The organism is Flavobacterium sp. OHVDL-2026-0007 (assembly GCF_059882335.1).
Map to the genome: position 1 here is coordinate 4,215,950 of NZ_CM187612.1, position 25,769 is coordinate 4,241,718.

Annotated in this window: 16 protein-coding genes and 1 pseudogene; 9 read left to right on the forward strand and 8 right to left on the reverse strand. The window is 35.6% G+C overall.

Annotation, left to right across the window (positions count from 1 at the left end):
• Window positions 1-203: 203 nt before the first annotated feature.
• The 4 genes from AC51AA_RS17365 (at window position 204) to AC51AA_RS17380 (ending at window position 7,062) form a co-directional block, all read left to right on the forward strand.
• Window positions 204-761: a LemA family protein gene (locus AC51AA_RS17365; RefSeq protein WP_500703452.1), complete on the forward strand. Its 558-nt coding sequence runs from the start codon at window positions 204-206 to the stop codon at window positions 759-761.
• Entirely contained in the window at window positions 761-1,717 is a 957-nt protein-coding gene (locus AC51AA_RS17370) for a DUF3137 domain-containing protein (protein ID WP_500703453.1), read from the forward strand. The genes AC51AA_RS17365 and AC51AA_RS17370 overlap by 1 nt, the downstream gene beginning before the upstream one ends.
• A gap of 286 nt (window positions 1,718-2,003) precedes the next feature.
• A complete protein-coding gene (locus tag AC51AA_RS17375) occupies window positions 2,004-4,910 on the forward strand; it encodes an FAD-binding and (Fe-S)-binding domain-containing protein (protein WP_500703454.1) in 2,907 nt (968 codons plus the stop codon).
• 220 nt (window positions 4,911-5,130) lie between these two features.
• Entirely contained in the window at window positions 5,131-7,062 is a 1,932-nt protein-coding gene (locus AC51AA_RS17380) for an amino acid permease (protein ID WP_500703455.1), read from the forward strand.
• 153 nt (window positions 7,063-7,215) lie between these two features.
• On the opposite strand, the gene AC51AA_RS17385 is transcribed toward AC51AA_RS17380, so the two are convergent.
• Window positions 7,216-8,418, reverse strand: coding sequence for an aminotransferase class I/II-fold pyridoxal phosphate-dependent enzyme (locus AC51AA_RS17385; protein WP_500703456.1), 1,203 nt, complete (start codon window positions 8,416-8,418; stop codon window positions 7,216-7,218).
• A gap of 277 nt (window positions 8,419-8,695) precedes the next feature.
• Between AC51AA_RS17385 and AC51AA_RS17390 the strand changes: the two genes are divergently transcribed.
• On the forward strand, window positions 8,696-9,151 hold the full coding sequence (locus AC51AA_RS17390; protein ID WP_500703457.1) for an Lrp/AsnC family transcriptional regulator: 456 nt from the start codon (window positions 8,696-8,698) through the stop codon (window positions 9,149-9,151).
• 326 nt (window positions 9,152-9,477) lie between these two features.
• Window positions 9,478-10,881 (forward strand): dihydrolipoyl dehydrogenase, encoded by a 1,404-nt coding sequence (gene lpdA, locus AC51AA_RS17395; RefSeq protein WP_500703458.1) that lies wholly within the window; start codon window positions 9,478-9,480, stop codon window positions 10,879-10,881.
• Between the two features lie 61 nt (window positions 10,882-10,942).
• Here lpdA and AC51AA_RS17400 read toward each other — a convergent pair whose 3' ends face one another.
• The 3 genes from AC51AA_RS17400 to AC51AA_RS17410 all read right to left on the reverse strand — a co-directional run bounded on the left by AC51AA_RS17400 (window position 10,943) and on the right by AC51AA_RS17410 (window position 13,726).
• Window positions 10,943-11,374, reverse strand: a complete 432-nt coding sequence (locus AC51AA_RS17400; RefSeq protein ID WP_500703459.1) for a hypothetical protein — start codon at window positions 11,372-11,374, stop codon at window positions 10,943-10,945.
• A gap of 866 nt (window positions 11,375-12,240) precedes the next feature.
• Complete coding sequence (locus tag AC51AA_RS17405) at window positions 12,241-12,618, reverse strand: DoxX family membrane protein (RefSeq protein ID WP_500703460.1); 378 nt, start codon at window positions 12,616-12,618, stop codon at window positions 12,241-12,243.
• 199 nt (window positions 12,619-12,817) lie between these two features.
• The gene (locus AC51AA_RS17410) at window positions 12,818-13,726 is read right to left on the reverse strand and encodes a DUF4349 domain-containing protein (RefSeq protein WP_500703461.1); all 909 of its coding nucleotides are present in this window, start codon (window positions 13,724-13,726) and stop codon (window positions 12,818-12,820) included.
• Window positions 13,727-13,972: 246 nt separating this feature from the next.
• Between AC51AA_RS17410 and AC51AA_RS17415 the strand changes: the two genes are divergently transcribed.
• Genes AC51AA_RS17415 through AC51AA_RS17425 form a run of 3 tightly spaced genes read left to right on the forward strand, consistent with a single transcriptional unit; the run spans window position 13,973 to window position 18,711 of the window.
• Window positions 13,973-15,259: an anthranilate synthase component I family protein gene (locus AC51AA_RS17415; protein ID WP_500703462.1), complete on the forward strand. Its 1,287-nt coding sequence runs from the start codon at window positions 13,973-13,975 to the stop codon at window positions 15,257-15,259.
• Between the two features lie 42 nt (window positions 15,260-15,301).
• The gene (gene tilS / locus AC51AA_RS17420; RefSeq protein WP_500703463.1) at window positions 15,302-16,612 is read left to right on the forward strand and encodes a tRNA lysidine(34) synthetase TilS; all 1,311 of its coding nucleotides are present in this window, start codon (window positions 15,302-15,304) and stop codon (window positions 16,610-16,612) included.
• Window positions 16,612-18,711, forward strand: coding sequence for a protein-disulfide reductase DsbD family protein (locus AC51AA_RS17425; protein WP_500703464.1), 2,100 nt, complete (start codon window positions 16,612-16,614; stop codon window positions 18,709-18,711). The genes tilS and AC51AA_RS17425 overlap by 1 nt, the downstream gene beginning before the upstream one ends.
• 353 nt (window positions 18,712-19,064) lie before the next feature.
• On the opposite strand, the gene AC51AA_RS17430 is transcribed toward AC51AA_RS17425, so the two are convergent.
• The 4 genes and pseudogenes from AC51AA_RS17430 to tnpA all read right to left on the reverse strand — a co-directional run.
• The gene (locus tag AC51AA_RS17430) at window positions 19,065-20,381 is read right to left on the reverse strand and encodes an ammonium transporter (protein WP_500703465.1); all 1,317 of its coding nucleotides are present in this window, start codon (window positions 20,379-20,381) and stop codon (window positions 19,065-19,067) included.
• Between the two features lie 331 nt (window positions 20,382-20,712).
• Window positions 20,713-22,020, reverse strand: a complete 1,308-nt coding sequence (locus AC51AA_RS17435; protein ID WP_500703466.1) for an amidohydrolase family protein — start codon at window positions 22,018-22,020, stop codon at window positions 20,713-20,715.
• 37 nt (window positions 22,021-22,057) lie between these two features.
• On the reverse strand, window positions 22,058-25,048 hold the full coding sequence (locus tag AC51AA_RS17440; RefSeq protein WP_500703467.1) for an amidohydrolase family protein: 2,991 nt from the start codon (window positions 25,046-25,048) through the stop codon (window positions 22,058-22,060).
• Between the two features lie 295 nt (window positions 25,049-25,343).
• Window positions 25,344-25,694: pseudogene (tnpA, locus tag AC51AA_RS17445) on the reverse strand (IS200/IS605 family transposase); the annotation flags it as partial.
• Between the last annotated feature and the right edge of the window lie 75 nt (window positions 25,695-25,769).

The window sequence follows — 25,769 nt, forward strand, 5'->3', positions numbered from 1 at the left end:
CTTTGGTTTTCATATAATTGATTTTGTTTTTTATAAGATAAGTTTTGTTGGGTGATATTAGAATTGGTTTATTATCAATAGGCAGAGAAAGAAAATGCAAAAATCGAGCCATTTACCAATATTAGGGATTTACGTGTAAAAAGTAAAAAAGATATTTTGTTTTTTAGTTATATTTGTTAAAGAGTCAACTAAAATTAAAAGTTATGATCATTATACTAGGAATTATTTTTTTCTTATTGCTTGTGGGAATTATTTTTTATAATTCACTTATTGGAAAAAGAAATCAGGTTACCAATGCTTTTTCAGCCATTGATGTGATGCTAAAAAAACGTTATGATTTAATTCCGAATCTGGTGGAAGTAGTCAAACAATATACCCATTACGAGCAAGACACTTTAGCAAAAATCGTAGCACTTCGTGCAAAAGCAAGTTCAGATTCTATTAGTATGGCCGAAAAAGCAACTTTGGATGCTGAGTTGGGGACAGCCGTAAAAGGTTTAATGGTCAATGTTGAAAATTATCCAGATTTAAAAGCAAACGCCAGTTTTATCAATTTACAACAGGTGTGGACAGAAAGTGAAGAGCAGATTGCGGCAGCAAGAAGAACGTATAATGCTGTGGTTACCGATTTTAATACGGCCATAATGATGTTTCCAGGTAATTTGTTTGCCGGTATGCTAAAGTATACACCAATCGAAGTTTTAGCAAGCTCAGAAGAAGAGCGCAAAAACATTAGTGCAAAAGAACTATTTAATACGTAATGGATTCAGAAACAGTTGGCTATACATCTTTACAAAGGGTGTTGAATGCATTAGAAGTCGATCGGAAAAAGATCGCTTCAACTTATACCCATTGTTATATTTTATTTGGCCTTGGCGTACTCATTATAGTAGTGGGGTTACTGCTGGGATTTGCTGTAGTGGCTATTGGTATAGGAATAATTCCTGCCATTGTAGCAGGGGTGATGTTGTATCAAATAGAAGATGATGCGAAAAAGTACAAAGAGACTTTTAAAACGAGTGTGCTAACGTCAGCATTAAAAAAAATTAATGATAGTTTATCCATAGCGCCTCAAAGTGGACTTCCCGTGGATGAATTTATGAGTTCTGAACTTTTTACAACAGAACCAGATCGCTATACAACCCAAGATTTAATAAGTGGTAGGGTGGACAAAACTTCTTTTTGGTTTGCTGAAGTGCATGCCGAATACAAAACAGAGACACAAACTAAAAACGGAACACAGACCCAGTGGCATACCCTTTTCAAGGGCATCATTTTTGGGGCTGATTTCAATAAAAATTTTAATGTATCCACTGTTGTAAGGCCAAAAAGTTTTGGTAATGCTGTTGGCGCGTGGTTTTCTAAAAATATTTTTAGTGCAGGTAACAATGAATTAGTTCAATTGGAAAATACAGCTTTCAATAATGAATTTGTAACGTATTCCAGAAATCAAATCGAGGCAAGGTATATCTTAACGCCGGCGATGATGGAGAGAATTTTAAATTTGAATACTAAATCAGCTGAAACCATTTCGCTCTCGTTTATCAATTCTAAGATGTATATTGCTTTTCCTTTAGTAACCAATTATTTTGAGCCACCTATTCACAGCACGCTTTTGGCTCCTGATTTATTAACCGAAGATCTTTCTATTGTTCAATTCATGTACGATATTGTTCAAGAACTGGATTTGAATACAAGGATTTGGGGGAAGCAGTAAAGGAACTGTTTTTCTTTTGTAGCCCAATGAACTAGTCTTGATGGAATAAAAAACATCTTTACAATGGTAGTATTAAAGGAGGGAAGGCTTGCTGGAATGACTTCTGAAAATCCCTATGCTCAAATGTCTCCAGTACTTTGCAATGGTTTGTGCGCAAATTCCAGTTAAAAAAAAAGGCATTAAAGAAAATCGGCTGAACCTTTAGGGGTTTGCCATTCTGCACCTAAAAAAAAAGTATTTTTGTACTTCAGCATACCATTAGTTTTAGGTCATAAATTCAGTTATAATGTCAATAATTAAGGAATTACAAGAATTATCAGCATCATTAGAAGGAACACTTTTATATGATGATCTTCATAAAACGCTTTATTCAACAGATGCTTCGGTATACCGGATAAAACCCAAGGCGGTTGCGGTGCCTAAAACAATCGCAGATATAAGTAAATTGATCCAGTTTGCGGCCCAATATCAACTTTCGATTACGCCAAGAACAGCCGGAACTTCTTTAGCAGGTCAAACAGTAGGAGATGGTATCGTAGTGGATGTTTCGAAACATTTTACTAAGATTCTGAATTTTGACCCAATAAAAAAAACGGTAACGGTTCAGCCAGGAGTAATTCGCGATGAGCTGAATTTATTTCTAAAACCTTATGGGGTATTTTTTGGTCCCAATACATCGACTTCAAACCGTTGTATGATTGGAGGAATGGTGGGGAATAACTCTTCAGGTACGACTTCAATTCGTTATGGGGTGACCCGTGATAAAATTGTAGAGATTAAAGCGATTTTGAGTGATGGATCTGAAGTCGTTTTTAATGAGTTGACCTCTGCTGAGTTTCTTGAAAAAACCAAGGGCGATACTTTAGAAAATAACATATATAGAAGCATTTACGACGAACTTTCGGTAAAAGGGACACAGGAAGAAATTGTAAAAGAGTTTCCCAAACCTGAAATTCACAGAAGGAATACGGGTTATGCCGTTGATATATTGTTGAAATCCGACTTGTTTGCTGGAAGCGAACCTACCATTAATTTGGGGAAATTGCTTTGTGGTAGCGAGGGAACTCTTGCCTTTACGACCGAAATCACCTTAAAGGTAGACGATTTACCGCCGGTTCATAATATAATGGTAGTGGCACATTATCATAGTATCCACGAATCTTTAGAATCAGTGGTAGTGGCCATGAAACATCATTTGTATACTTGCGAAATGATTGATGATACGATTCTAGATTGTACCAAAACGAGTCGAGAACACATTAAGAACAGATTCTTCTTGGTAGGAGAACCTAAAGCTATTATGATGTTTGAGGTGGCTTCGCATGATGCGGAGGATGCAGAGAGACAAGCCAATGCCTTAGTGGCCGATTTAGAGAAAAATAAGTTTGGGTACGCACTAGTAAAAATTTACGGAGCTGATATTGAAAAGGTAAACGAGCTTAGAAAGGCGGGTCTTGGACTCTTAGGAAGTATAGTAGGAGATGATAAAGCTGCCGATTCCATTGAGGATACTGCAGTTGAACTTAGTGATTTGCCGGCCTATATTGCGGAGTTTTCGGCCATGATGCAACGACATGGACAAGGAGCTATTTATTATGCGCATGCGGGTGCAGGAGAATTGCATTTGCGTCCCGTTTTGAATTTAAAGAAAACAACTGATTTAAAATTGTTCAGAACCATTGCGACAGATGTAGCCATTTTGGTTAAAAAATATAGAGGTTCCCTAAGTGGTGAACATGGGGACGGAATTGTACGTGGTGAATTTGTTCCCTTTATGATAGGGGAAGCCAATTATGAATTGCTCAAAAGAATCAAATTGGCTTTTGATCCAATGTCGGTTTTGAATATCGGTAAGATAGTCAATCCCTTAAAAATGGATGAAAACCATCGTGTGGTTTCGGGCAGGGTAGAGCCGGATATTAAAACGTTTCAGGATTTTTCAGACAGTTTAGGAATACTACGCGCTGCTGAAAAGTGTAATGGTTCTGGTGATTGTCGAAAATTGCCATCGGCAGGAGGTGCAATGTGTCCGAGTTATCGGGCCACCAAAAATGAAAAAGAAACTACCCGTGCAAGAGCTAATGCGTTACGAGAGTATTTGACCTATTCGGAGAAAGAAAATAAATTCGACCAAAAAGAATTATACGAAGTTTTTGAATTGTGTGTGAGCTGTAAAGCCTGCGCCAGCGAATGTCCAAGTAATGTAGATGTTGCGACGCTAAAAGCAGAATTTTTGTACCAATACCAAAAAGCAAACGGATTTTCAACACGAAGTAAGATTTTTGCCCACAACGCAAGACTCAATAAAATGGGAAGTTTGTTTCCCTCCATCACCAACTTTATTTCGAATCAATCCCTCGTTAAAAAAAGCATGGGAATTGCTCCAGAAAGAGAAGTGCCACTGCTGGCTAAAAAGACCTTTAAAAAATGGTTAGAAGGTCAAAAAAAACACAACCATGATTTTCCCAATGGACAGGTATATTTGTTTAATGATGAATTTACGAACTACTACGATGTCAATATCGGAATTGACGCTTTTGAATTATTGACTCAACTGGGTTATGAAGTTTTGGTGGTCGATCACCAGGAAAGCGGAAGAACTTATTTGTCAAAAGGATTCTTAGAAGAAGCCAAGAAAATTGCCAATACGAACGTCACTATTTTTAAGGAATTGATTTCCGATAAAGCACCTTTAATCGGAATTGAGCCTTCTGCCATTCTAACTTTTAGAGATGAATATTTGCGTTTGGCAGATGATAAAGAGGCCGCTGAAAAAGTAGCACAAAGTGCCTATACCATTGAAGAATTCTTTAAAAGAGAGATTAATAATGGAAAGATAAAAGCTGACGCATTCTCAGATGAAAAAAAAGAAATTAAAATTCATGGGCATTGCCATCAAAAGGCCTTGAGTACAATTGAAGCAACTTTTGCCATGTTGAATCTGCCAAAGAATAATGTAGTGACAATCTATAATTCGGGTTGTTGTGGAATGGCAGGATCCTTTGGTTACGAAAAAGAGCATTATCAGGTAAGCATGCAAATGGGAGAAGATACTTTATTCCCAAAAGTAAGAGCTACTGCCGAAGATGTAAAAATTGCCGCTGCAGGAACCAGTTGTCGTCATCAAATTTTTGACGGTACCCATAGAGAAGCACAACATCCAGTGAGTATTTTGAGAAGTTGTTTGAAGTAAGCTGTGTTGAATTAGGTTGACAGGGAGATAATTAGAGAATGGAGTAGTGGAAAATCTAAGGACGTAAATCCGTACAATCTGCCCACTAAAATAATTCGATTCAAAAAGCACTCACAAAACAAAATGGTTTTATATATTTGAAATCAAGATATTTTTTGCATTATTTGCAAAATAAAACCATAAAGACCGCATTAAATTAATTTTAAAAGTAAAAGCATATATGGCATTATCAGGTTTATTCCGAAAAAAGACGGTACAAGATATTCTGAAACAAGTTGCAAAAAACGATGCAGATGGTCATAATGCATTAGGAAAACATTTAACCACAAGAGATTTAACTGCATTTGGAATAGCAGCTATTGTGGGAGCAGGAATTTTCAGTACTATTGGAAAAGCTAGTGCAGATGGAGGTCCTGCTGTTATATTCTTATTTTTATTTACGGCCCTTGCCTGTAGTTTTGCCGCATTTGCTTATGCCGAGTTTGCCTCAATGGTGCCGGTTTCAGGAAGTGCTTATACTTACTCTTATGTCGCTTTTGGAGAAATAATTGCTTGGATAATTGGTTGGGCTTTGATCATGGAATATGCCGTTGGAAATATAACGGTCGCTATATCGTGGAGTGATTATTTTACCGGACTGCTCCAGAGTGGTGGGATTCATTTGCCACAATGGATTCAGATGGATTATCTAACCGCTTCAAACGGATTTAATGACGCTACGGCTTTAATGCAGGGTGGAAAATCTTTTGAAAATTTAAGTGCAGCATTACAAGCTTCCTACACGGCATGGACTACTGCTCCAACAATTGGTTCTTTCCATATTGTGGCTGATTTACCGGCTTTGTTCATTATTATTCTGATTACCGCTTTGGTTTATAGAGGAATGAAAGAATCTCGTAATGCGAGTAATCTTATGGTAATTGTAAAACTCTGCATTGTACTTTTAGTCATTGCAGTAGGTGTTTTTTATGTGGATACTGCCAACTGGCATCCGTTTGCTCCAAATGGTGTAAGTGGAGTTTTAAAAGGAGTTTCAGCTGTTTTCTTTGCTTATATTGGTTTTGATGCTATTTCTACAACTGCTGAAGAATGTAAAAATCCACAACGAGATTTGCCACGTGGTATGATGTGGGCGATTATTATATGTACTGTTCTATATATAGCCATTGCCTTAGTTTTAACGGGAATGGTACGTTATAACGAATTGAATGTTGGGGATCCATTAGCATTCGTATTTGATAAATTAAATTTAAAATGGATGTCAGGAATTATTGCCGTTAGTGCTGTAGTGGCTATGGCAAGTGTATTGTTGGTTTTCCAAATGGGCCAACCTCGTATTTGGATGAGTATGAGCCGTGATGGTTTGTTGCCAAAGAAATTTTCTACTGTGCATCCGAAATTTAAAACGCCATCATTTGCAACGATAGTAACAGGTTTTGTAGTGGCTGTTCCTGCTTTATTTTTGAACTTGACCATGGTAACGGATTTATGTAGTATCGGAACTTTATTTGCCTTTGTACTGGTTTGTGCTGGAGTTTTGGTTTTACAAAACAAACCGGATATCCCAAGAGGAAAATTTAAAACGCCTTATGTCAATTCTAAGTATATCTTACCTGTTTTAATGGCTGCAGGCTTGTATTATGCTTTCGCTTTTAACAATGAAGCTACAATGGCTTTCCTAAACAATGAGGCGCAAACCAATGATGCAACGACCATTATTACCTCTTTAGATAAAGAAGAATCTGCAAAAGTTTTTAATTATTTAGAAAGTATTGATGTTCGTGATAAAACGGCAGAAACATCAGATTTAGAGCATTTATTGAGTCAGTATCAAGACGACCAAGAAAAATATGCTGAGGTAGTGAAAGGTTTGCCAATCCAGGATTCTCTAAAATACGAATCAGGTTTCAGTTTGTTCAAACACAAAATTCCGATGTGGATTTTCTTAGTGGTGATGGTTGGATTAGCAGTCTGGGCTTTTAGAAAGAACCTTTCTCTAATTCCACTTTTAGGACTTATTTGTTGTCTTTATATGATGGCTGAATTAAGTGTTTGGAACTGGATTTATTTCACTATCTGGTTGTTACTGGGCTTAGTTATTTACTTTACATTTAGTAGAAAAAATAGTAAGTTAAATTTTAAAGAAGCTTAGATCTTATAAAGTATAAAGAGTAAAGCCATTCTGAGAGTAGTCTCTGAATGGCTTTTTTTTGGCTAAAAAAATCCACTTAGAGAAAAACTCCAGCGGATTCAAACAAACGAATAAAAAATCTTGCAAATTTATTTATAAAGGAATGTTACGTTTTTATAAAATCCCAAGTTCTACCATGCAACTTTTCATCATTTCGTAGGTACGTTGAATGTCATTATCCAAACCAATTGAAAATCGGATTAAACCGTCGGTTAGCCCCATTTGGGCTTGTTCTTCCGCTGGAATTTCACTTGATGTTGAAGTGCCTGGTGCGCTGAATAAGGTTTTGTAGAAACCTAAACTTACGGCTAGGTACCCCAAGTTTCTAGCTTGCATCAATTCCATCAATTCATTGGCTTTAGTTAAAGTACCCACATCAATGGTTAGCATTCCTCCAAAGCCATATTCGGGGTTAATCATCGTTTTGTATAATTCATGACTGGGATGACTTTTTAGACCAGGATAAACTGTTTTTAGGCCGTCAGCTTCAAATTGATCCGCTAGAAAATGCGCATTATGGCTGTGTTGCTTGATGCGGATATGCAGGGTGCGCAAGTTTTTCATCACAGAAGCAGATCGCAAACTATCCATAGTAGGTCCTAAAAGCATACTGGCTCCAGAATTTACATTTTTCAGTGCATTGATAAAATCCTTTGAGGCGCAAGTTACACCGCCAACCGTGTCGCTGCTTCCATTAATATATTTGGTCAAACTATGAATCACTATATCAGCACCTAATTTAGCAGGAGAAACAGATAAAGGAGAAAACGTATTGTCCACGACCAATTTCAAATTGTGTTTTTTAGCAATTTTAGCCAAGCCTGCAATATCAGCCACTTCTAGTAAAGGATTACTCACGGTTTCACAGTACAAAACTTTTGTTTTTGAAGTAATAGCTGCTTCAACAATGTCTAATTTAGTGATATCCACAAAGCTTGTTTCAATACCAAACCTAGGGGTGAAATTCTTTAAAAAAGCATAGGTTCCTCCATAGATCGTTCTGCTCGATACGATATGATCACCAGTACTACAAAGTTGTAATAAAGTAGGGGTAATGGCTCCCATGCCCGAAGCGGAAACATTAGCCGTTTCTGTACCTTCCATAGCGGCCAAAGCTTGATCCAAGTATAGATTACTTGGAGATGAATGACGTGAGTACAAATAACAGCCTTCCATGTTTCCTTCAAAAGTGTCAAACATTGTTTTGGCGGAAAGAAAAGTATAGGTAGAAGAATCTGAAATCGACGGATTCACGCCTCCAAATTCTCCGAAATATTGCAGATCCTGGATTTTGTCTGCTGGGTTGAAATTTTTCATAATTTATTTTTGATAGTGTTGTTGGTTCTTCGTGGCTATTAGAAAGATTTATTTTTTTAGTAAAGGTGCAAGGGGATTTATGAGCATACAACTCGGACTTAGAGTTTAATAGGTAAAATGATGTCCAAAATAACGATCTATTAGAAAATTAATCAATGGTTATGATTGTATTTAGATTTTAAATCTGTAAAAGTGATAATATGTAGAATGTTTGTTTAAATTTGTTTCAAAAGAATCCAAACAGTAGATTTTTTTTCTTTTCTTAAAACCACTAAAAATGACTTTAGACGCGATCGACAAAAAACTGTTGGTTTTACTGCAAACCGATAGTAAGAAAACAACCAAAGAATTATCATTAAAACTCAATCTTTCGGTGACTGCTGTTTATGAACGCATCAAGAAATTAGAAAGAGAAGGGATAATTAAAAATTATGTAGCCCTAGTGGATAAAACAAAAATGGACAAGGGCTTTGTTGTCTTTTGTCATTTAAAACTCATTCAGCATACCAAAGAATTCTTGACCAAGTTTGAAAGCGAAGTCATTCAATTAAATGAAGTTTTGGAATGTCATCACGTAAGTGGTGATTACGATTATATTTTGAAAGTATTAGTAAAGGATATGGAAGCCTATCGTGAATTTCTGGTTACCAAACTCACTACTTTACAGCATATTGGTAGTACGCAAAGTATGTTTATGATCAGTGAGGTTAAAAACTCGACGGTTATTTTTTAAAATAGAAATTGTTTTTTGTGTTAGAGCGATTTCTTAGATTTAGAATTGAAGTGCTTTTGCTTGATTATTTGTAGTGGTTCTGTAAGTACTTGGTGATTAGTGGTCTATGGTAGGTAGAAAAGTAATCTCAAACTATTCAAACAAAATATGTTGAGTTATCGATCTTAATAATACTAAGATGCAAAAAAAAACATTTTGTATTTTTCAATCTTTGAGCTAAAAACAAAGAACCTTTCCTTAAAATTCACATAAAAAACATTGAATTTAAACTTTAAACAAAACTTTATTCCTTAATTTTGTCTCGCTAAAAATAAAATAGACAAACTATGAGTTCATTTGACGTAGTCATTATAGGTTCAGGTCCTGGCGGATATGTATCAGCAATTCGTTGCGCACAGTTAGGTTTCAAAACAGCAATAGTAGAAAAGTATAACTCTTTAGGGGGAACTTGCCTTAATGTAGGTTGTATTCCTTCAAAAGCATTGTTGTCTTCTTCTCATCATTTTGCTGAAATTAAACATTTCGCAGATCATGGAATCGAAGTTTCTGGTGATGTAAAAATCAATTTAGAGAAGATGATTGGTCGTAAACAAGCAGTTGTAGATCAAACCGTGGGTGGAATCAACTACTTAATGGATAAAAATAAAATTACTGTTTTTAATGGTTTAGGTTCATTTGTAGATGCAACGCATATTGCTGTGGCAAAAGCAGATGGTACTTCTGAGACTATTGAAGCAAAGTATACCATCATTGCTACTGGTTCAAAACCATCTTCTTTACCTTTTATTAAAATTGATAAAGAAAGAATTATTACTTCTACGGAAGCTTTGGCTTTGAAAGAAGTTCCAAAACATTTGGTGATTATTGGAGGTGGAGTTATTGGAATTGAGCTTGGTCAAGTTTATCTACGTTTAGGAGCTCAAGTTTCTGTTGTAGAATTCATGGACAGAATTATTCCAGGAATGGATAGTTCTTTGTCTAAAGAATTGACTAAAGTGTTGAAAAAACAAGGAATGAAATTCTATGTTTCTCATAAAGTAAAATCAGTAGAGAGAAACGGTGATGCTGTTGTTGTTCAAGCTGAAAATGCTAAAGGAGAAACCATTACGCTAGAGGGAGATTATTCTTTAGTTTCTGTTGGTCGTCGTCCGTATACAGATGGATTAAACGCGGATAAAGCTGGAGTAAAAATTTCAGACAGAGGACAAGTGGAAGTAAACGATCATTTGCAAACGAATGTTCCAAATATTTACGCCATTGGTGATGTTGTTCGTGGGGCTATGTTGGCACACAAAGCAGAAGAAGAGGGAACTATGGTTGCTGAAATCTTGGCAGGTCAAAAACCACATATCGATTATAACCTAATTCCAGGTGTTGTATATACTTGGCCAGAAGTGGCTGCAGTAGGACAAACAGAAGAGCAAGTAAAAGCTTCTGGGACGGAATACAAAGTGGGAAGTTTTCCTTTCAAAGCTTTAGGACGTGCAAGAGCAAGTGGAGATTTAGACGGATTTGTGAAAATCATTGCAGATGCTAAAACAGATGAGGTTTTAGGTGTTCATATGATTGGAGCACGTACGGCTGATTTAATTGCAGAAGCGGTTACAGCAATGGAATTCAAAGCATCTGCTGAAGATATTTCAAGAATGAGCCATGCTCATCCAACTTTTGCTGAAGCGATAAAAGAAGCGGCTTTAGCTGCTACAGACAATAGAGCGATACACGTATAATTTACGAAAAGCATATTTTTTTAAAACCGCCAATCCTGAGGCTTTAGGACTGGCGGTTTTTTTATGGCGTCATTATTTTAAAAGTGTAGTACGTTTCTTTGTTTTTTAAGTAAACACTATAGATACCTTTTTCTTCGTTGTATATCTTATAGAGGTATTTGTCGCCTTTTATGCTTAGATTTTTTCTGGATATATTATCGCTTTCTATGAATTCCAATTCAAACTCACAGTCATTTTTTTTTCGGTAATGTAACTTAGAGAACGTATTATCGTTAAATTTTTCTATCCATACATTATTACTTAAGGTTACTTCTACTTTTTCTCCATTATTTTCGAGATAATAGCAATTTGAAATTTTATTGAAGTTATTGCATTGTTCTTTTGATACTGTAATTGCCGGCTTTTCGTATTGCATAGACCAGCCATAATGGCTAGTTTCATTTGTAAAAAGAGCTACAAATTCATTACAGTTTTTGTGTAGTCTGTTAAACATTAGTTGAAAGACTTCCTCTTTTTTTATGGAGTCATTAAACTTTGATAAGTAGGGGAATATATGTAAGTTATTAATAGTATTAATTCGGACTTCATTATTTAAATTTTTATTTTGAACTAAGGATTTACAGATTTCAATGTTTAATGAATCTACAGATTTTACAGATTGAGATCTGGAAAAATTTGTATAAAGTAATAGAATTAAGAAGAGATATTTTTTCATTTACAGCGCAAAATTGTTTAATCAAATATAGCTGTTTAGTAAAAACATTTATCGATTAAGATTCTATTTTTTTTGCAGTAAGAAAAATATAAAAGTTCAAAATAATGTCGTAAATTAGAGGTGGTATTCTACTATCGTCTTTGATAGTGTAAGAAGGTGTATGCTCTTGGAATAAGGGAATTAAAACTATTTTTTAGAGCGTAAATTGCTTTTATAATCGATAAGTAACTGCCAAATGTTTTCTCCATGAGAAGGGCAGTAAGTAAAGGATGGCAAAGGGACTATAAGGTCAGAAAAGACAAATGAGAGGTAAGCATCGGGAAAGCCAAGTTCGTCAAAAAGGACAATGTTGGGGTGTTTAAGGGCTCGTTTTTTGGTCCTTTTTTATGATGGATTAAATGTACTTATTATCGATGTAGAGCAGTAGAGATGCTTATGTAAAGAAGCATTGTTTAGTATTGGATAGGTTCTTTTTAGAGAAGCTTTATTTTTTGAAAGCAGCCGTGCATTACTAAAGAAAACTCAGAAAATGAGTGGACGGCCTCGATAGGATTGTCCAATAGCTAAATTAAAATAGTAAGATTAAAATTTTAAATGAGAAACCCGGCATAGACCGGGTTTTTTATTGTGAAAATGAAAATAAATTAAGCTTTGAAAAGAGTTTTGTAATTATCCCAATATCTGTAAATTAAAAATAAATTGGCTAAGAAGAGTAAACCTGCAATTGGTAAACTTTCTGGAGACATAAAATAATTAATGAATAAAATATTAATGGTGATAGGTAATATTAAGATATTGGCAAGAGTTACATAACGTCCCGTTACAAAAGCAACCCCGCAAATCAATTCGATAGACTTGGCTAATGGCATCAAATATTTTGAAGCAACAAGCCCTGTGTTAAAAGCTTTAAAATCGTCATTATTTACTGGCTCGGCAGGTATTAGATGGAAGAAAAAACTAATGGAAGCAAAAAGCAGTAGAAGACCAATCAAAACGCGGACAATAATGGTAGCAATTTTCATAATTCTTAGGATTTTAATAAGTTAAAAAAGTATACTTTATTTTCAGATAACCTTACAATCTAAATTATCCAGTAAAATGGAAATTAATATTAAAAAAACCTTTTTACTGGAAATTTCACAATCTTTATAGTCTTTTTTTTGGACTAATGTAATACTATATCAAATATAACGAATTTTTCATTACGAAATTGCTACTTTATTAACACTTTTTCTGTTTGTTTTGGTGTTTTTTGTAAAGAAGAAATCCAGCTGCACTAATGAGTATAAAAGGCCACAGGCTAATAAGAAATACAATGATGGATTCAAGAATATACCAGCCATTTTTCAAAGAATCAAGAAGCTGAATGCCTATATTGGCTTTATAAGTATTGCTATCTTTTTCAGTAGCTATGATTTGCTGTTTTGTAGTGTCATTTTGATAAAGTTGCAGAGTAAGGGTACTGAAGTTAATTTGATCCTGCATCGCTAAATTATTTATTGTGGCATTATCAGTGGCTTCTTTTTGGTTAGCCAAAGTATTTTCGGCTTGCATAATGTCATTTATTTTTTTGCCTTTAGTATCAATAGCGCGTTCCACTCTTTTTTCATTTAAGGCGCTCCTTTTTTGAGAAAGTTGATGGGCTACTAATTTTAAAGAAATGTCGTCGGCTTTGATTATCCTGAAATCTAGAAAATCAATTTGTTGGGCGATGCTTTTAATTACCGTGTCGAGCTGGGTGTTGGGTACACGAATGGTAATGTTGTTTTCTACATTATAATGGATAGTTTCTAGTGTGCTGTCTTGGGATATTTTAGTTTTAATTTGGTTTTGGATATTGCTTTGTAAATTAGTGCACGTGACATAGCCTCCAAATTTGCTAACCGTATTTTCTATGGCATAAGTTGATTTGATGACATTTTTAACTTTGAATTTCATATCGGCCGTACGGATGAATTTTTGTTTGCTGTCTTTTTTTTCTACTGCTGCCGAAGAGGAAATAGCAGTGCTGTCTGTTGTGGCATTGTTATTTTCCACTGTTTCACTAGTAGCGTAATCGGCTTTTTTACAGGAAAATAATAGTGTGATGATCAGGAAGGAAGTCAATCCTAGTTTGGCAATTGTTTTCATAAAGGTTTAAAATTTGATTGATAATTAATAGCGGGGCCTTTTCTAGACCGGTTTAGCCTTTGTTTTGCGCTGATGCGGGGCAAGATGTGTCGTTTCCTTTGGGGTAGTTTTCAATCAAATAGGCAAGAAAAGTTTTAATAATTAGCATTAATTGGATATACTAAAAAGCGTGCCAATAATTTTTGAGTATTCTTTTATCGAAGGATTTTTTTTGTCGTAATTTTGAGGTCTAAAATCCATTTATTTTTGAGAGTTTCAATTCATAAACATATTGCAAATCCAGCCCAATTTAAACTACAGCTGTTAAGTTGGTCACAACAGTTTCGTGAGCTTGTTTTTTTAGATAGCAATTCCTATCCGCAAGAATATTCTAGTTTTGATTGTGTCTTGGCTGTGGATGCTTTTACGTCTTTAAAGACTGATTTTTACAACGCTTTTGATGATTTAAAGCAATATCAACAAACGACAAAGGATTGGCTTTTTGGTTATCTATCGTATGATTTAAAGAATGATACTGAAGTCTTAAGCTCGTCTAATTTTGATGGCTTAGGTTTTCCAGATTTGTTTTTCTTTCAACCCAAAAAACTCTTTTTATTAAAAGGCAACCAGCTTGAAATTAAGTATTTAATGCTTTGTGATGATGAGGTGGAAGAAGATTTTGAAGCGATTATTCAAAATCAGGATGAACCATTTCAGACACTGGACGGGGTTGTGGTGCAACAAAGGATCTCTAAGGATTCCTATGTGGAGAAGGTTACTAAAGTTCTGGAACATATTCACAAAGGTGATTTATATGAAGCGAATTTTTGCATGGAGTTTTTTGCAGAGGATGCTTTTATTAATCCTTTGGAAAAGTTTCAAAAATTAAATACCATATCACAGGCTCCTTTTTCGGTCTTCTTTAAGAATCATCAACAATATTTACTTTCAGCCTCACCAGAACGGTATCTGAAAAAAGTAGGTGAAAGCTTGATTTCTCAACCGATAAAAGGAACTTCAAAACGATTTTCAGATCCTAGTGAAGATGAAAAATCGAGACAAAATTTACAAACAGATGCAAAAGAGCGTGCAGAGAATATCATGATTACCGATTTGGTTCGCAATGATTTGTCACATACAGCGCAAAGAGGTTCTGTAGAAGTGGCGGAGCTTTGTCAGATCTATTCTTTTTTGCAGGTGCATCAAATGATTTCTACTATTACTTCAAAGATTGATCCTCAATATTCGCCGATTGATGTTTTGAAAACAACCTTTCCAATGGGAAGCATGACTGGAGCGCCTAAGATTTCAGTGATGAAAATCATAGAAGGTCTAGAAGAAACCAAACGAGGTTTATACAGTGGTGCTGTGGGGTATTTTACTCCAGAGGGTGACTTTGATTTTAATGTGGTGATTCGAAGTATTTTGTACAATCAGGAGAAACGTTATGTTTCTTTTTCTGTTGGAAGTGCTATTACGGCACAATCTATTCCTGAAAAAGAATACGAAGAATGTTTGTTAAAGGCCAAGGCCATGCACGAGGTTTTGCAATAAAAGGAATACACCAGAAACAAAATTTAATTTTTACATTTATAAATGCTTAAAAAATTTCAACATCATCTCGGACTACGATTTCCATTTTTGGAAGGAAAAAAACTGGCTCTAGCCGTAAGCGGAGGTTTGGATAGTATGGTTTTGTTGCATTTATTACAACAGCTGCCTTATGAAATTGCCGTGATGCATTGTAATTTTCAATTGCGCGGCTTAGAAAGTTTTGGTGATCAAAGTTTTGTTCAAAACTATTGCGAGCAACATGCTATTCCTGTTTTTACTACACAGTTTGATACGGAAGCTTTTGCAAAAGACTTTAAATTATCGACTCAAGTTGCTGCTCGTGAGTTGCGTTATAGTTGGTTTTATGAGCTTTTAGAGACTCAAGACTACGACTATATGGTGACGGCGCATCACGCCGATGATAATTTGGAGACCTTCATGATTAATTTAAGTAGGGGAACCGGATTAGAGGGCTTGACTGGGATACCGGAACATCAAAATCAAATTATTCGCCCGCTTTTGCCATTTTCAAGGGAGGAAATTTCAAGCTATGCACAAGAGAATAAGATAGAGTGGAGGGAAGATAGTAGTAATGCTTCAAACAAATATTTGCGAAATAAAATTCGGCATGATTTGGTTCCAATCCTAAAGGAGATCAATCCAAACTTCTTGACGGCCTTTCAAAAGACACAATCTTATTTGCAGGAGTCATTAGTCATGGTTGAGGATGCTTCGATTATGATTTATCAACAAGTGGCCAGAGAAGAAGGTGACGAAATTTATTTTGATTTAAATCAACTTAAAAAGCTACCGAATTATCAATCCTATTTGTATCAATGGCTCAATGAATTTGGTTTTTTGGCTTGGAATGATGTTTATGATTTAGTAAACGGACAGTCAGGAAAACAGGTGCTTTCGGCTGAATTTAGATTGCTAAAAAATAGAGAAACCTTAATTTTGAGCCCGATTTCTCAAAGCGAAGAAACGGAAGAGTATGAGATTAATGAAAATGACAAGGTAGTTAATTTTCCCTTAAAATTGTCGCTTTGTAACGTAGGTCACATAACAGTAAATTCAAATAAGGCTATATTTGTGGACGCTCAAAAAATCCATTATCCCTTAGTATTACGTAAATGGAAAGAAGGAGATTCTTTTCAGCCTTTTGGAATGAATGGGAAGACAAAAAAAATAAGTAAATTTTTTAAAGACGAGAAATTATCGTTGATTGATAAAGAAAATACCTGGCTTTTGTGTTCTGATGACCAGATCGTTTGGGTAGTAGGGATGAGACAAGACGAGCGCTTTAAAATAGAAAAAACCTCAAATAGAATACTTAAAATAGAATTAGAATAATGAACTTTAATAATCAATATCGAGCCACAATGCCAAAAAGTAGTTGGAATAAAACCATTATGTTTTTGCTGTTTTTCTTGTTTGCGTTTGCAAAAGGAAATTCACAAATGATTGAACCCGTAAAATGGACTGCAAAAATTGAGAAGAAATCCGGAAATAACGCCGTATTAATCTTTGAAGGTGCTATTGACAAAGACTGGCATATGTATTCGCAATTCACACCAGATGGTGGACCACTTGCTTTAGAAATATCATTTAAAAACCAAAAAGGAAACTATAGTTTAGTCGGAAAAGCCAAAGAAGGAAAAACCAGAACGGCTTTTAATGATGTTTTTGGTGTAAATGAAACCTTCTTTGAAGGGAAAGCACATATAGAACAGGAAATTACCCTTATAAACCCGAACTTAAAAACAGTTGATCTAGAGTTCGATTATCAAGTGTGTAAAGAAGTTTGTATCAACTCGAATAAAAAGTTCTCCATTGCTATTCCATCGACTTTTAAAATGGATGCACTTGCTAGTGTGACAGAAGTGAAAAAAGACGAGACTAAGGTAGAAGGTTTAGCGGTTGATACTGTAAATGAAGTTGCAGTAGATACGCTTAAAACGGAAGTTCAGACCACAGCGGCAGGAGTTGTAGCTCAGGAAGAAATACCGGCACCAGCACCATCGAGAAGTTTATGGTCGATCTTTTTTATTGCTTTTATCTCAGGTTTTGCAGCATTGTTGACGCCTTGCGTTTTTCCAATGATTCCAATGACGGTAAGTTTCTTTACCAAACAAAGTAAAAGCAGAGCAAGAGGTATTCGAAATGCGATTATTTATGGATTTTCGATCATTGCCATTTACGTAATATTGGGTTTAATAGTGACTAAGATATTTGGAGCAGATGCTTTAAATGCCTTGTCTACTGATGTTTGGTTTAATTTGATTTTCTTTGTGATATTGGTCATTTTCGCGGCTTCATTCTTAGGGGCTTTTGAAATTATGTTGCCTAATTCGTGGGCAAATAAAGCGGATCAACAAGCCGATAGAGGTGGAATAGTTGGGATTTTATTCATGGCTTTGGCTTTGGCGATTGTATCGTTCTCCTGTACAGGACCTATTGTAGGAACGCTTTTAGTTGAAGCAGCTTCAAACGGAGGAATAGCTCCAGTTGTGGGGATGTTAGGATTTTCATCAGCATTGGCCTTGCCATTTATGTTGTTTGCGATGTTCCCAGGTTGGTTAAATTCATTGCCTAAATCTGGCGGATGGTTGAATACCGTGAAAGTAGTTTTGGGATTTTTAGAGTTGGCCTTAGCCTTTAAATTTTTATCCAATGCGGATGTAGTTTTACAATTACATTTCTTGGAAAGAGAAGTTTTTATAGCGATTTGGATTGCTATTTTTGGAACTTTGGCTTTCTATTTGTTCGGAAAAATCACCTTGCCACACGATAGTCCATTAACTCATATTTCAGTTGGAAGATTGTCTTTTGGTTTGTTAATATTGACTTTTACCATTTATTTAATACCAGGACTTTGGGGAGCACCATTGAAATTAATCAGTGCATTTCCTCCTCCAATGCAATATAGTGAAAGTCCATTAGGACTTGGGGGTTCAGCGAGCCCTATGTCAAATGTTGGAGGTTTACAAGGGATGCCAGAAGGAGCTGAATTGGGCCCACATGGAATTGTGGTGTTTCATGATTATGAAGATGGTGTAGCCTATGCCAAGTCAATCAACAAACCTATTATGCTTGATTTTACAGGATATGCTTGTGTGAATTGTAGAAAAATGGAAAACAACGTTTGGTCAGAGCCTACGATATTACCGATTTTAAAGAATGATGTAGTCTTGATTTCGCTTTATGTGGATGATAAACGTGAATTGCCAAAAGAAGAGCAATTTGTAACAGAATCGGGGGATAAAATCGTTACTGTAGGGGATAAATGGACGGATTTTATGATCTCCAAATACAAAACCAATACGCAGCCTTTGTACATTATAACTGATTTGGAAGGAAAGAATTTAAACACTTCAAAACCAACCATTAGTTATGTTAGTGCTGATGAATATTTGCATTGGTTGAAAGAAGGGATTGCTAATTTTAAATAAGACATGACATTTCCTGTTGTATTGGATTTGGTTATAAGTGGAACATTTGTTTTAGCGGCTTTCTTGTTTTATTTGATTAAGAAAGGCAATAATAAAAGAAGAAGAGAAAATGGAATGCATGAGGGACTCATAAAGGTTGAGAGTTTCAGATTATGGATGGTTATATTTTCTCTGATCATTTTTGCTTTAAAATATTTTTTCTCTTTTGTGAATTCTTTCTGAGTTCATGTAGGATGAAAAGACAATAGAAAAACAATCGTCATTATAAAGGTTGAAGTTAATTCAAATAAAAAGCACTCTAAGTATAAAACTTAGAGTGCTTTTTTTATTAAGGCAAAAAGGAAGTGGTTGGTTTATAAAAATTCTCCGTGTTGAGAGATGTCTAATCCTAATTCTTCTTTCTCTTCAGATACCCTTAGAGGCGTAATTTTATTGACAACATAAAATAAAATATAAGAACCTACAAAGGCAAAGATAGAGACAGCGATCAAGGCAATTAATTGGTTGATGAACAAAGTAGGCGTTCCGAAGATCAAACCTTGATTGTCTCCCACTGCAGGATTGATTGCTTTTGAAGCAAAAACACCAGTTAACAACATTCCGACCATACCACCAACACCATGGCAGGCAAAAACATCTAGGGCATCATCAATTTTTCCTTTAGGAAATTTACTTACGACTATATTACTAACAATAGCGGCAAAGGCTCCAATAAAGATAGCATGAGGGATGCTTACAAAACCAGCAGCAGGTGTAATGGCTACTAGACCTACAACAGCTCCGATACAAGCACCTAGAGCAGATAATTTGTGACCTAAAATTTTATCGTAAAATACCCAAGCCATTGCAGCGGCTGCGGCAGCAACTGTTGTTGTTCCTAAGGCTTGTACAGCTAAACCGTTGGCTCCTAATGCAGAACCCGCGTTGAAACCAAACCATCCAAACCATAATAAAGCGGTTCCTAATAGCACATAGGTGATTCTGGCGGGATTTACTTTTTGAATTTTTCTTTTTCCTAGAAAGATGGCTCCTGCTAATGCAGCCCAACCAGCACTCATGTGTACTACAGTTCCTCCAGCAAAATCAAGTACACCCATTTTAAAGAATAGACCTTCTGGATGCCAAGTCATATGGGCTAAAGGAGAGTATATGAAAATGATAAACAATACCATGAATAATAAATAAGCCCAGAAACGAATACGTTCTGCAAAAGCACCCGTGATTAAGGCCGGGGTAATGATGGCAAATTTTGCTTGAAATAAAGCAAATAACATAAAAGGAATGGTTGGGGCAAGACTCCAGGCGGTATTGGTCCCGACACCTTGGAAAAACAGATTAGTAGTAGGGTCTCCAATGATACCCTTAATAGTTGGTCCAAAGGCAAGTCCAAAAGCGATGACCACCCATAATATAGTAACAATGACCATGGCCATAAAACTTTGAAGCATGGTACTGATAACGTTTTTCTTGCCTACCATACCACCGTAGAAAAAACCTAATCCAGGGGTCATTAATAGTACAAAGGCTGTGGCTACGATCATCCAAGCGGTGTCCCCGGTGTCAAATTTTACAGCCGTGGCTGGAATTGGGGTATCGGTTAGAATGAAATTGGATATAAAAGTTAATACTAAAATAGTGATCAGAATCACACTTAAAATAATTTTTCGCATAGTGGTTTTGGTTTTTAATTTTTTATAAAAGTATAAAATGATTTAACACCCCATAAAAAAATAGGGTATTGCGCATTATTTTTATTAAATTTTAAATTTAACCCCCTATAATTTTGAGTATGCTTCTTAAAAAATGGTTAAAATTTGCAATTTTGTAATCGGTATTTTGCAATTGAAGGGTTTTCATTGGTAGAAAGGTATGTCAGAGGTCTTGTTTTGCGGGCTTTTTCTGATGTTAGCCGCTAGGTAGGATGATATCCCGTTGATTATAAATAAAAAAGGCATCAAATGAATTTTTTCAAGTGATGCCTTTTCTGTAAAAAGATTTTAATTACTTCTGCTGGTATTTGTCTTTGAATTTTTGATTCAATTTGTTTTGAAAGGTCTCTAGATTAATAGATCGTCCTTGAATAAAAGCAGTTGTTAATTTGTTAGTACGCATGTCTAAAGCATCTCCTTCTGAAATAAAGAGGGTGGCGTCTTTACCTGTTTCTAAGCTACCACAACTAGCATCAATGCCAAGTAACTTGGCAGTATTAGAAGTAATCAATTGCAAGGCTTTTTCTTTGTCCAAGCCAAAAGCTGCGCAAGTACCCGCTAAAAAAGGCAAATTTCGAACACTCATACGTTCGTGATCTCCACTGTTTTCTAGCCCAACAACAACGCCTTTATCGGTAAGTATTTTAGCTATTTTATAAGGTAAGTTTACATCTTGATCATCGCTTGTTGGCATATCGTGTACACGTCTTAAAAGAACTCCGATATTATTTTTTTGTAATAAGTCTGCAGATTTATAGGATTCAAAACCACCCACGATCACCATTTTTTTAATTTGATGATCTAAAGCCAATTGTACCGCATCTATAATTTGCTTTTCTTCATCGGCATGAATAAATAAGGTTTGAGTGCCGTCAAAGAGTCCTTTTGTTGCTTCTAATACTAGATTTCTTTCTTTTGCTATGTCCTGATTGTAGGCTTTGGCATTGATTAAAAAAGTAGTGATATCGGAAACTTGTTTGGAGTAGTCCTTGTTCGCTTCAATAATTCCAGGTTCAAACCACGAGCCTGATCTTTTGAAAGTGGATGGAAAATTAAGATGTATGCCATCGTTTTCTTTTAGTATAGCATCTTCCCAGCTCCAAGCATCTAATTGTACTATAGATGAAGTACCCGAAATTCGACCGCCTCGAGGGGTAATTTGTGCAATTAAAACGCCATTTGGACGTACTGTTTCCACTACTTTTGATTCGGAATTATAGGCGATGATACTTCTTACATTGGGATTAAAAGTACCTATTTCTTCCTCATCATCAGATGATTTTACGGCATCAATTTCCACTAATCCCAGCGTCGTGTTGGGTACAATGAAACCTGGATAAACGTGTTTTCCAGTGGCATCAATTGTAGTATCATAAGCATTAGCGGCAAGTCTAATTGTCGTAGCGTCCGCGACTAAGGTAAGTTTGCCGTCTTTAAATCCGATGGCGCTATTTTGAATAACAGTTCCGTTGCCTAAATGTGCCGTGGCATTTAATATTAAAACGGATTTGGTTTGTTTTGGAGCTGGTTGCTGTTGTGCTTTTATTTGTATGAAGGCGCAAAAGAAGAGCAGCACTATATGTATGTTTTTATTTCTCATGTTTTGGGTTTTAATCAGTATGAATTTTTACTGCCTTTTATTGCTCTAAAGTATCACAGTGATAGGCTTTTTTTTCTTTTTTAGTCGGCTCTTGCGTGCTCATGCCTTTGTTTTTTTCTTTTAGCATTTGTCCGATCAATTCATTTCGCTCTTTAGTGATCAAAGACTGCTTTTGGATATCTTTTTCAATATCAAAGTAAACGACTCCTTCGATAATAGTCTTTTCCGCTTTGGCATAAATAGACAAGGGATTATCACTCCATAGCACAACATCGGCATCTTTACCTATTTTAATACTACCGACTTTATCATCGATATGCAGCAATTTTGCAGGGTTTAGGGTGACAAATTTCCAGGCCTCTTCTTCGGAGATATTTCCGTATTTAACTGCTTTTGCCGCTTCTTGATTTAATCTTCGAGACATTTCTGCATCATCAGAATTATAAGCAACCACTATTCCTTGGTTGTGCATAATGGGGCCATTATAAGGAATGGCATCGTTTACTTCAAATTTGTACGCCCACCAGTCTGAGAAGGTAGAAGCTCCAACACCATGTTCTTTCATTTTGTCGGCCACTTTGTATCCTTCTAGGATATGAGTGAAGGTGTTTACTTTAAAATTAAATTTCTCAGCAACATTCATTAACATTAAAATCTCTGATTCTACATAGGAGTGACAGGTAATGAAACGTTGTTTGTTTAGAATTTCGACTAAAGTTTGCATTTCTAAATCTACTCGAGGTGCTTTCCCTTTTTTAGAACCAGAATTGAATTTTTTCCAACTTTCTTCATATTCTTTAGCACGTTGAAAGTAATCTGTAAAAACCTGTTCTACACCCATTCTCGTTTGGGGAAAACGGGTAGGGTTCTTAATACCCCAATTAGCCTGTTTTACATTTTCACCTAGGGCAAATTTGATAAACTTAGGTTGGTTTTTGTATAACATTTCCTCTGGAGAGGAACCCCATTTCCATTTTACGATAGCAGAACGTCCACCAATTGGGTTGGCCGAACCATGCAACAATTGCGATATGGTTACACCTCCAGCTAAATCTCTATAAATATTAATGTCTTCAGAATTGACTACATCCTCAATGGTCACTTCGGCAGTAGAATTGTGTCCCATTTCGTTTACACCTCTTGAGATCGCAATATGCGAGTGCTCATCGATGATTCCACTGGTAATATGTTTTCCTTTCGCATCGATAATTGTCGCTGACGCATCTGAAAGATTTTTACCCACCGCAGCAATTTTCCCGTTTTTAATTAGAATATCGGTCTCGGTAAGAATGCCGTCTTTTTCATTGGTCCAAACGGTAGCATTTTTAAATAATAATGTTTGAGCGGTTAATTTTTTTGAATCTCCAAAAGCTACGTTTGGAAAAGTAGCAGGGATAATAGGATCCAGTTTTTCTACTTTAGAGGAATCTTTTACCGCTATAAATGGGCTTGTTTTTAAGGCAGTCCAAGTCAGTTCTTCTCCGTTTGACAAAACCGCTTTTCCAGCTAAACGATCTGTTTTTTCTACAAATCCTGTTAAACGAACAAAATTAGAAGAGAGCGTATCAGTCGGTTTTAATAAAAGGGAAAGCCAGTTTTTAGTCACCGAAAAGTTGTTTTTTACTTTTTTCGAATCAACCCATGTGATGGCTGATTTTGGTGCTTCAATTGTGCCATCAATTGTCCATTTATAGGTGTTTTTTCCAATAGTTAAATCGTAATTTCCACGAACATCTTTAGCATCAATATCGTTTACAATGAATTTATTTCCTTGAACCCAATTTTCATATAAGATTGTTTTTTCATCAAAAATTTCGCCAGAGGTAATCACAAAATTGGCATAAGTTCCTGTTTTTAAACTTCCCACTTCATTGCTCTTTCCTAAGATTGCAGCAGGGATAGTGGTTAAAGCTTCTAAAGCTTTTGTTTTATCAAAACCATATTTAATGGCTTTTAATAAATTGGGTTTGAAATCTTCTGTCTTTTTTAATTTATCAGTGGTCAAGGCAAAAACAATCCCATTATCTGAAAGTACTTTTAGATTGGTTGGAGCTTGGTTCCAGAAACGCATGTCAGCCAATTCAATTTGGTTGGACAAATAAGGATTCGACACATCGTAAGCTTCAGGGAAATTGATCGGGATAATGAATTTAGCGTTAGTATTTTTAATTTCTTCAATTCGTTCAAATTCATTGCCACTACCTTTTAAGATATAGGTCAAGCCAAATTCTTTAGCAATTTTAGCAGCTCTCAAACTATTTAGTTTGTCTTCAGTAGCAAAGATCTGAACCAATTTTTCATTATTAGCTAAGGCCTCTAGCGATAGATCTTTGGTCTCAGCGTTTCCTTTTTTATACCAATTCAGGTCTAGGTACATTTGGCGTAGTAGGGCCATCATACCCATTAAGGAACTTGGATACGCTTGATTCGTTAGGGTACTTTTTGTAAAGGCAAAATGATTGCTTATTTTGTTGGATATAATTTGTTTACTAGGATCAGCATTGTTTAAAGCGACTAATACTCCTGTTCCTTGTGCAATTCCATCCGTAATATGAGTGCCCACAACACCAAAACCAGCTTTTAATAATTCTTCAGCTTTGCTTTGGTCGTATTTAAAAGCTTCATAACCGTTTAGTTCTGGTCGAACACTTTCGTTCCAGTAATAGCCCACTCTTTTGGTATCATACAAAGGATCGGCTGTAAATGAAGTAGTTCTTCTTGGTTTTTCAATCCCAAAAGAGGTATAGAGGTCAATAAAGGAAGGGTAGATTGTTTTTCCTTCTAAATTAATCACGATACAATTTTTTGGAATCGCTATGGTATTGCCAACGGCAAGTACTTTTCCATCTTGAATGAGTAAAGTTCCTTTTTCAATTTTTTGAGTTGGCGTTACGTAAATCGTTGCATTGGTAAAAGCCGTAAAATTTTGGATTTTGTTGTGCACATTTTCATTAACAGGGAAGTATTCTTGAGCATACGTTTTTGGTAATAAAACACTCAAAAAGAGTAACAGTAAAACTTTTTTCATAGGTTATTGGGTAAATTTTTGCTAAAAATATGAAAAATATGTTATAAAGACTTTGTTTTGTAAGATGTTTTTTATTGATGCTGTTAAGTTTTAATAGAATTCATGATTGGGTTAATATAAGGAAATTTTTGGAAATTGGCGGTATATAAAAAAGCAATGAAAAGGTGCCCAAGCGATGTAAATTCCCTGGTTTTGGGACTGTTACAATGCTGTGGTGCTACTTTTTTAAATGATTTATAAAACGGAGCGTAAAACCCATCCATCGTTTTTACGTGGATGGGATGTAAGCGACACACTAACCTTGTGAAAGTATGTATTGTTGAGTAGAATTAGGAGATGCCTCACCTATTGAACAAACAAAGTAACCATCTGACCAAAAGCTATGTTGCTACCAATACTCTTTACGAAGTGATACAGAATGTAATAGCCAAATTTGACCAGTAGATTCTTATCTTAACCTACGGACTATTTGAGTAATGGATAACCGTGGAATGTAACGAATTATGAAGCAAATAGGGTCAATATCAGATTTAAATATTTCAATTTCAAAATCGGAATTATTGGCGATAGATTTAAATATTTGCTTAACATAATCATTTAACTTACTAATAAGTAATTCCTTACCGTACTTGCAAACAAAGATTAAAAGATATTTTAAACAATCTTGCGACTAATTTGTTGTAAATTAGGGCGATTTTTACGGATTATGGAATAAAGTGCT

Coding starts and splice junctions, on each gene's coding strand:
- AC51AA_RS17365 (WP_500703452.1), top strand. CDS start 204: ATGATCATTATACTAGGAATTATTTTTTTCTTATTGCTTGTGGGAATT.
- AC51AA_RS17370 (WP_500703453.1), top strand. CDS start 761: ATGGATTCAGAAACAGTTGGCTATACATCTTTACAAAGGGTGTTGAAT.
- AC51AA_RS17375 (WP_500703454.1), top strand. CDS start 2,004: ATGTCAATAATTAAGGAATTACAAGAATTATCAGCATCATTAGAAGGA.
- AC51AA_RS17380 (WP_500703455.1), top strand. CDS start 5,131: ATGGCATTATCAGGTTTATTCCGAAAAAAGACGGTACAAGATATTCTG.
- AC51AA_RS17385 (WP_500703456.1), bottom strand. CDS start 8,418: ATGAAAAATTTCAACCCAGCAGACAAAATCCAGGATCTGCAATATTTC.
- AC51AA_RS17390 (WP_500703457.1), top strand. CDS start 8,696: ATGACTTTAGACGCGATCGACAAAAAACTGTTGGTTTTACTGCAAACC.
- lpdA (WP_500703458.1), top strand. CDS start 9,478: ATGAGTTCATTTGACGTAGTCATTATAGGTTCAGGTCCTGGCGGATAT.
- AC51AA_RS17400 (WP_500703459.1), bottom strand. CDS start 11,374: ATGTTTAACAGACTACACAAAAACTGTAATGAATTTGTAGCTCTTTTT.
- AC51AA_RS17405 (WP_500703460.1), bottom strand. CDS start 12,618: ATGAAAATTGCTACCATTATTGTCCGCGTTTTGATTGGTCTTCTACTG.
- AC51AA_RS17410 (WP_500703461.1), bottom strand. CDS start 13,726: ATGAAAACAATTGCCAAACTAGGATTGACTTCCTTCCTGATCATCACA.
- tilS (WP_500703463.1), top strand. CDS start 15,302: ATGCTTAAAAAATTTCAACATCATCTCGGACTACGATTTCCATTTTTG.
- AC51AA_RS17425 (WP_500703464.1), top strand. CDS start 16,612: ATGAACTTTAATAATCAATATCGAGCCACAATGCCAAAAAGTAGTTGG.
- AC51AA_RS17430 (WP_500703465.1), bottom strand. CDS start 20,381: ATGCGAAAAATTATTTTAAGTGTGATTCTGATCACTATTTTAGTATTA.
- AC51AA_RS17435 (WP_500703466.1), bottom strand. CDS start 22,020: ATGAGAAATAAAAACATACATATAGTGCTGCTCTTCTTTTGCGCCTTC.
- AC51AA_RS17440 (WP_500703467.1), bottom strand. CDS start 25,048: ATGAAAAAAGTTTTACTGTTACTCTTTTTGAGTGTTTTATTACCAAAA.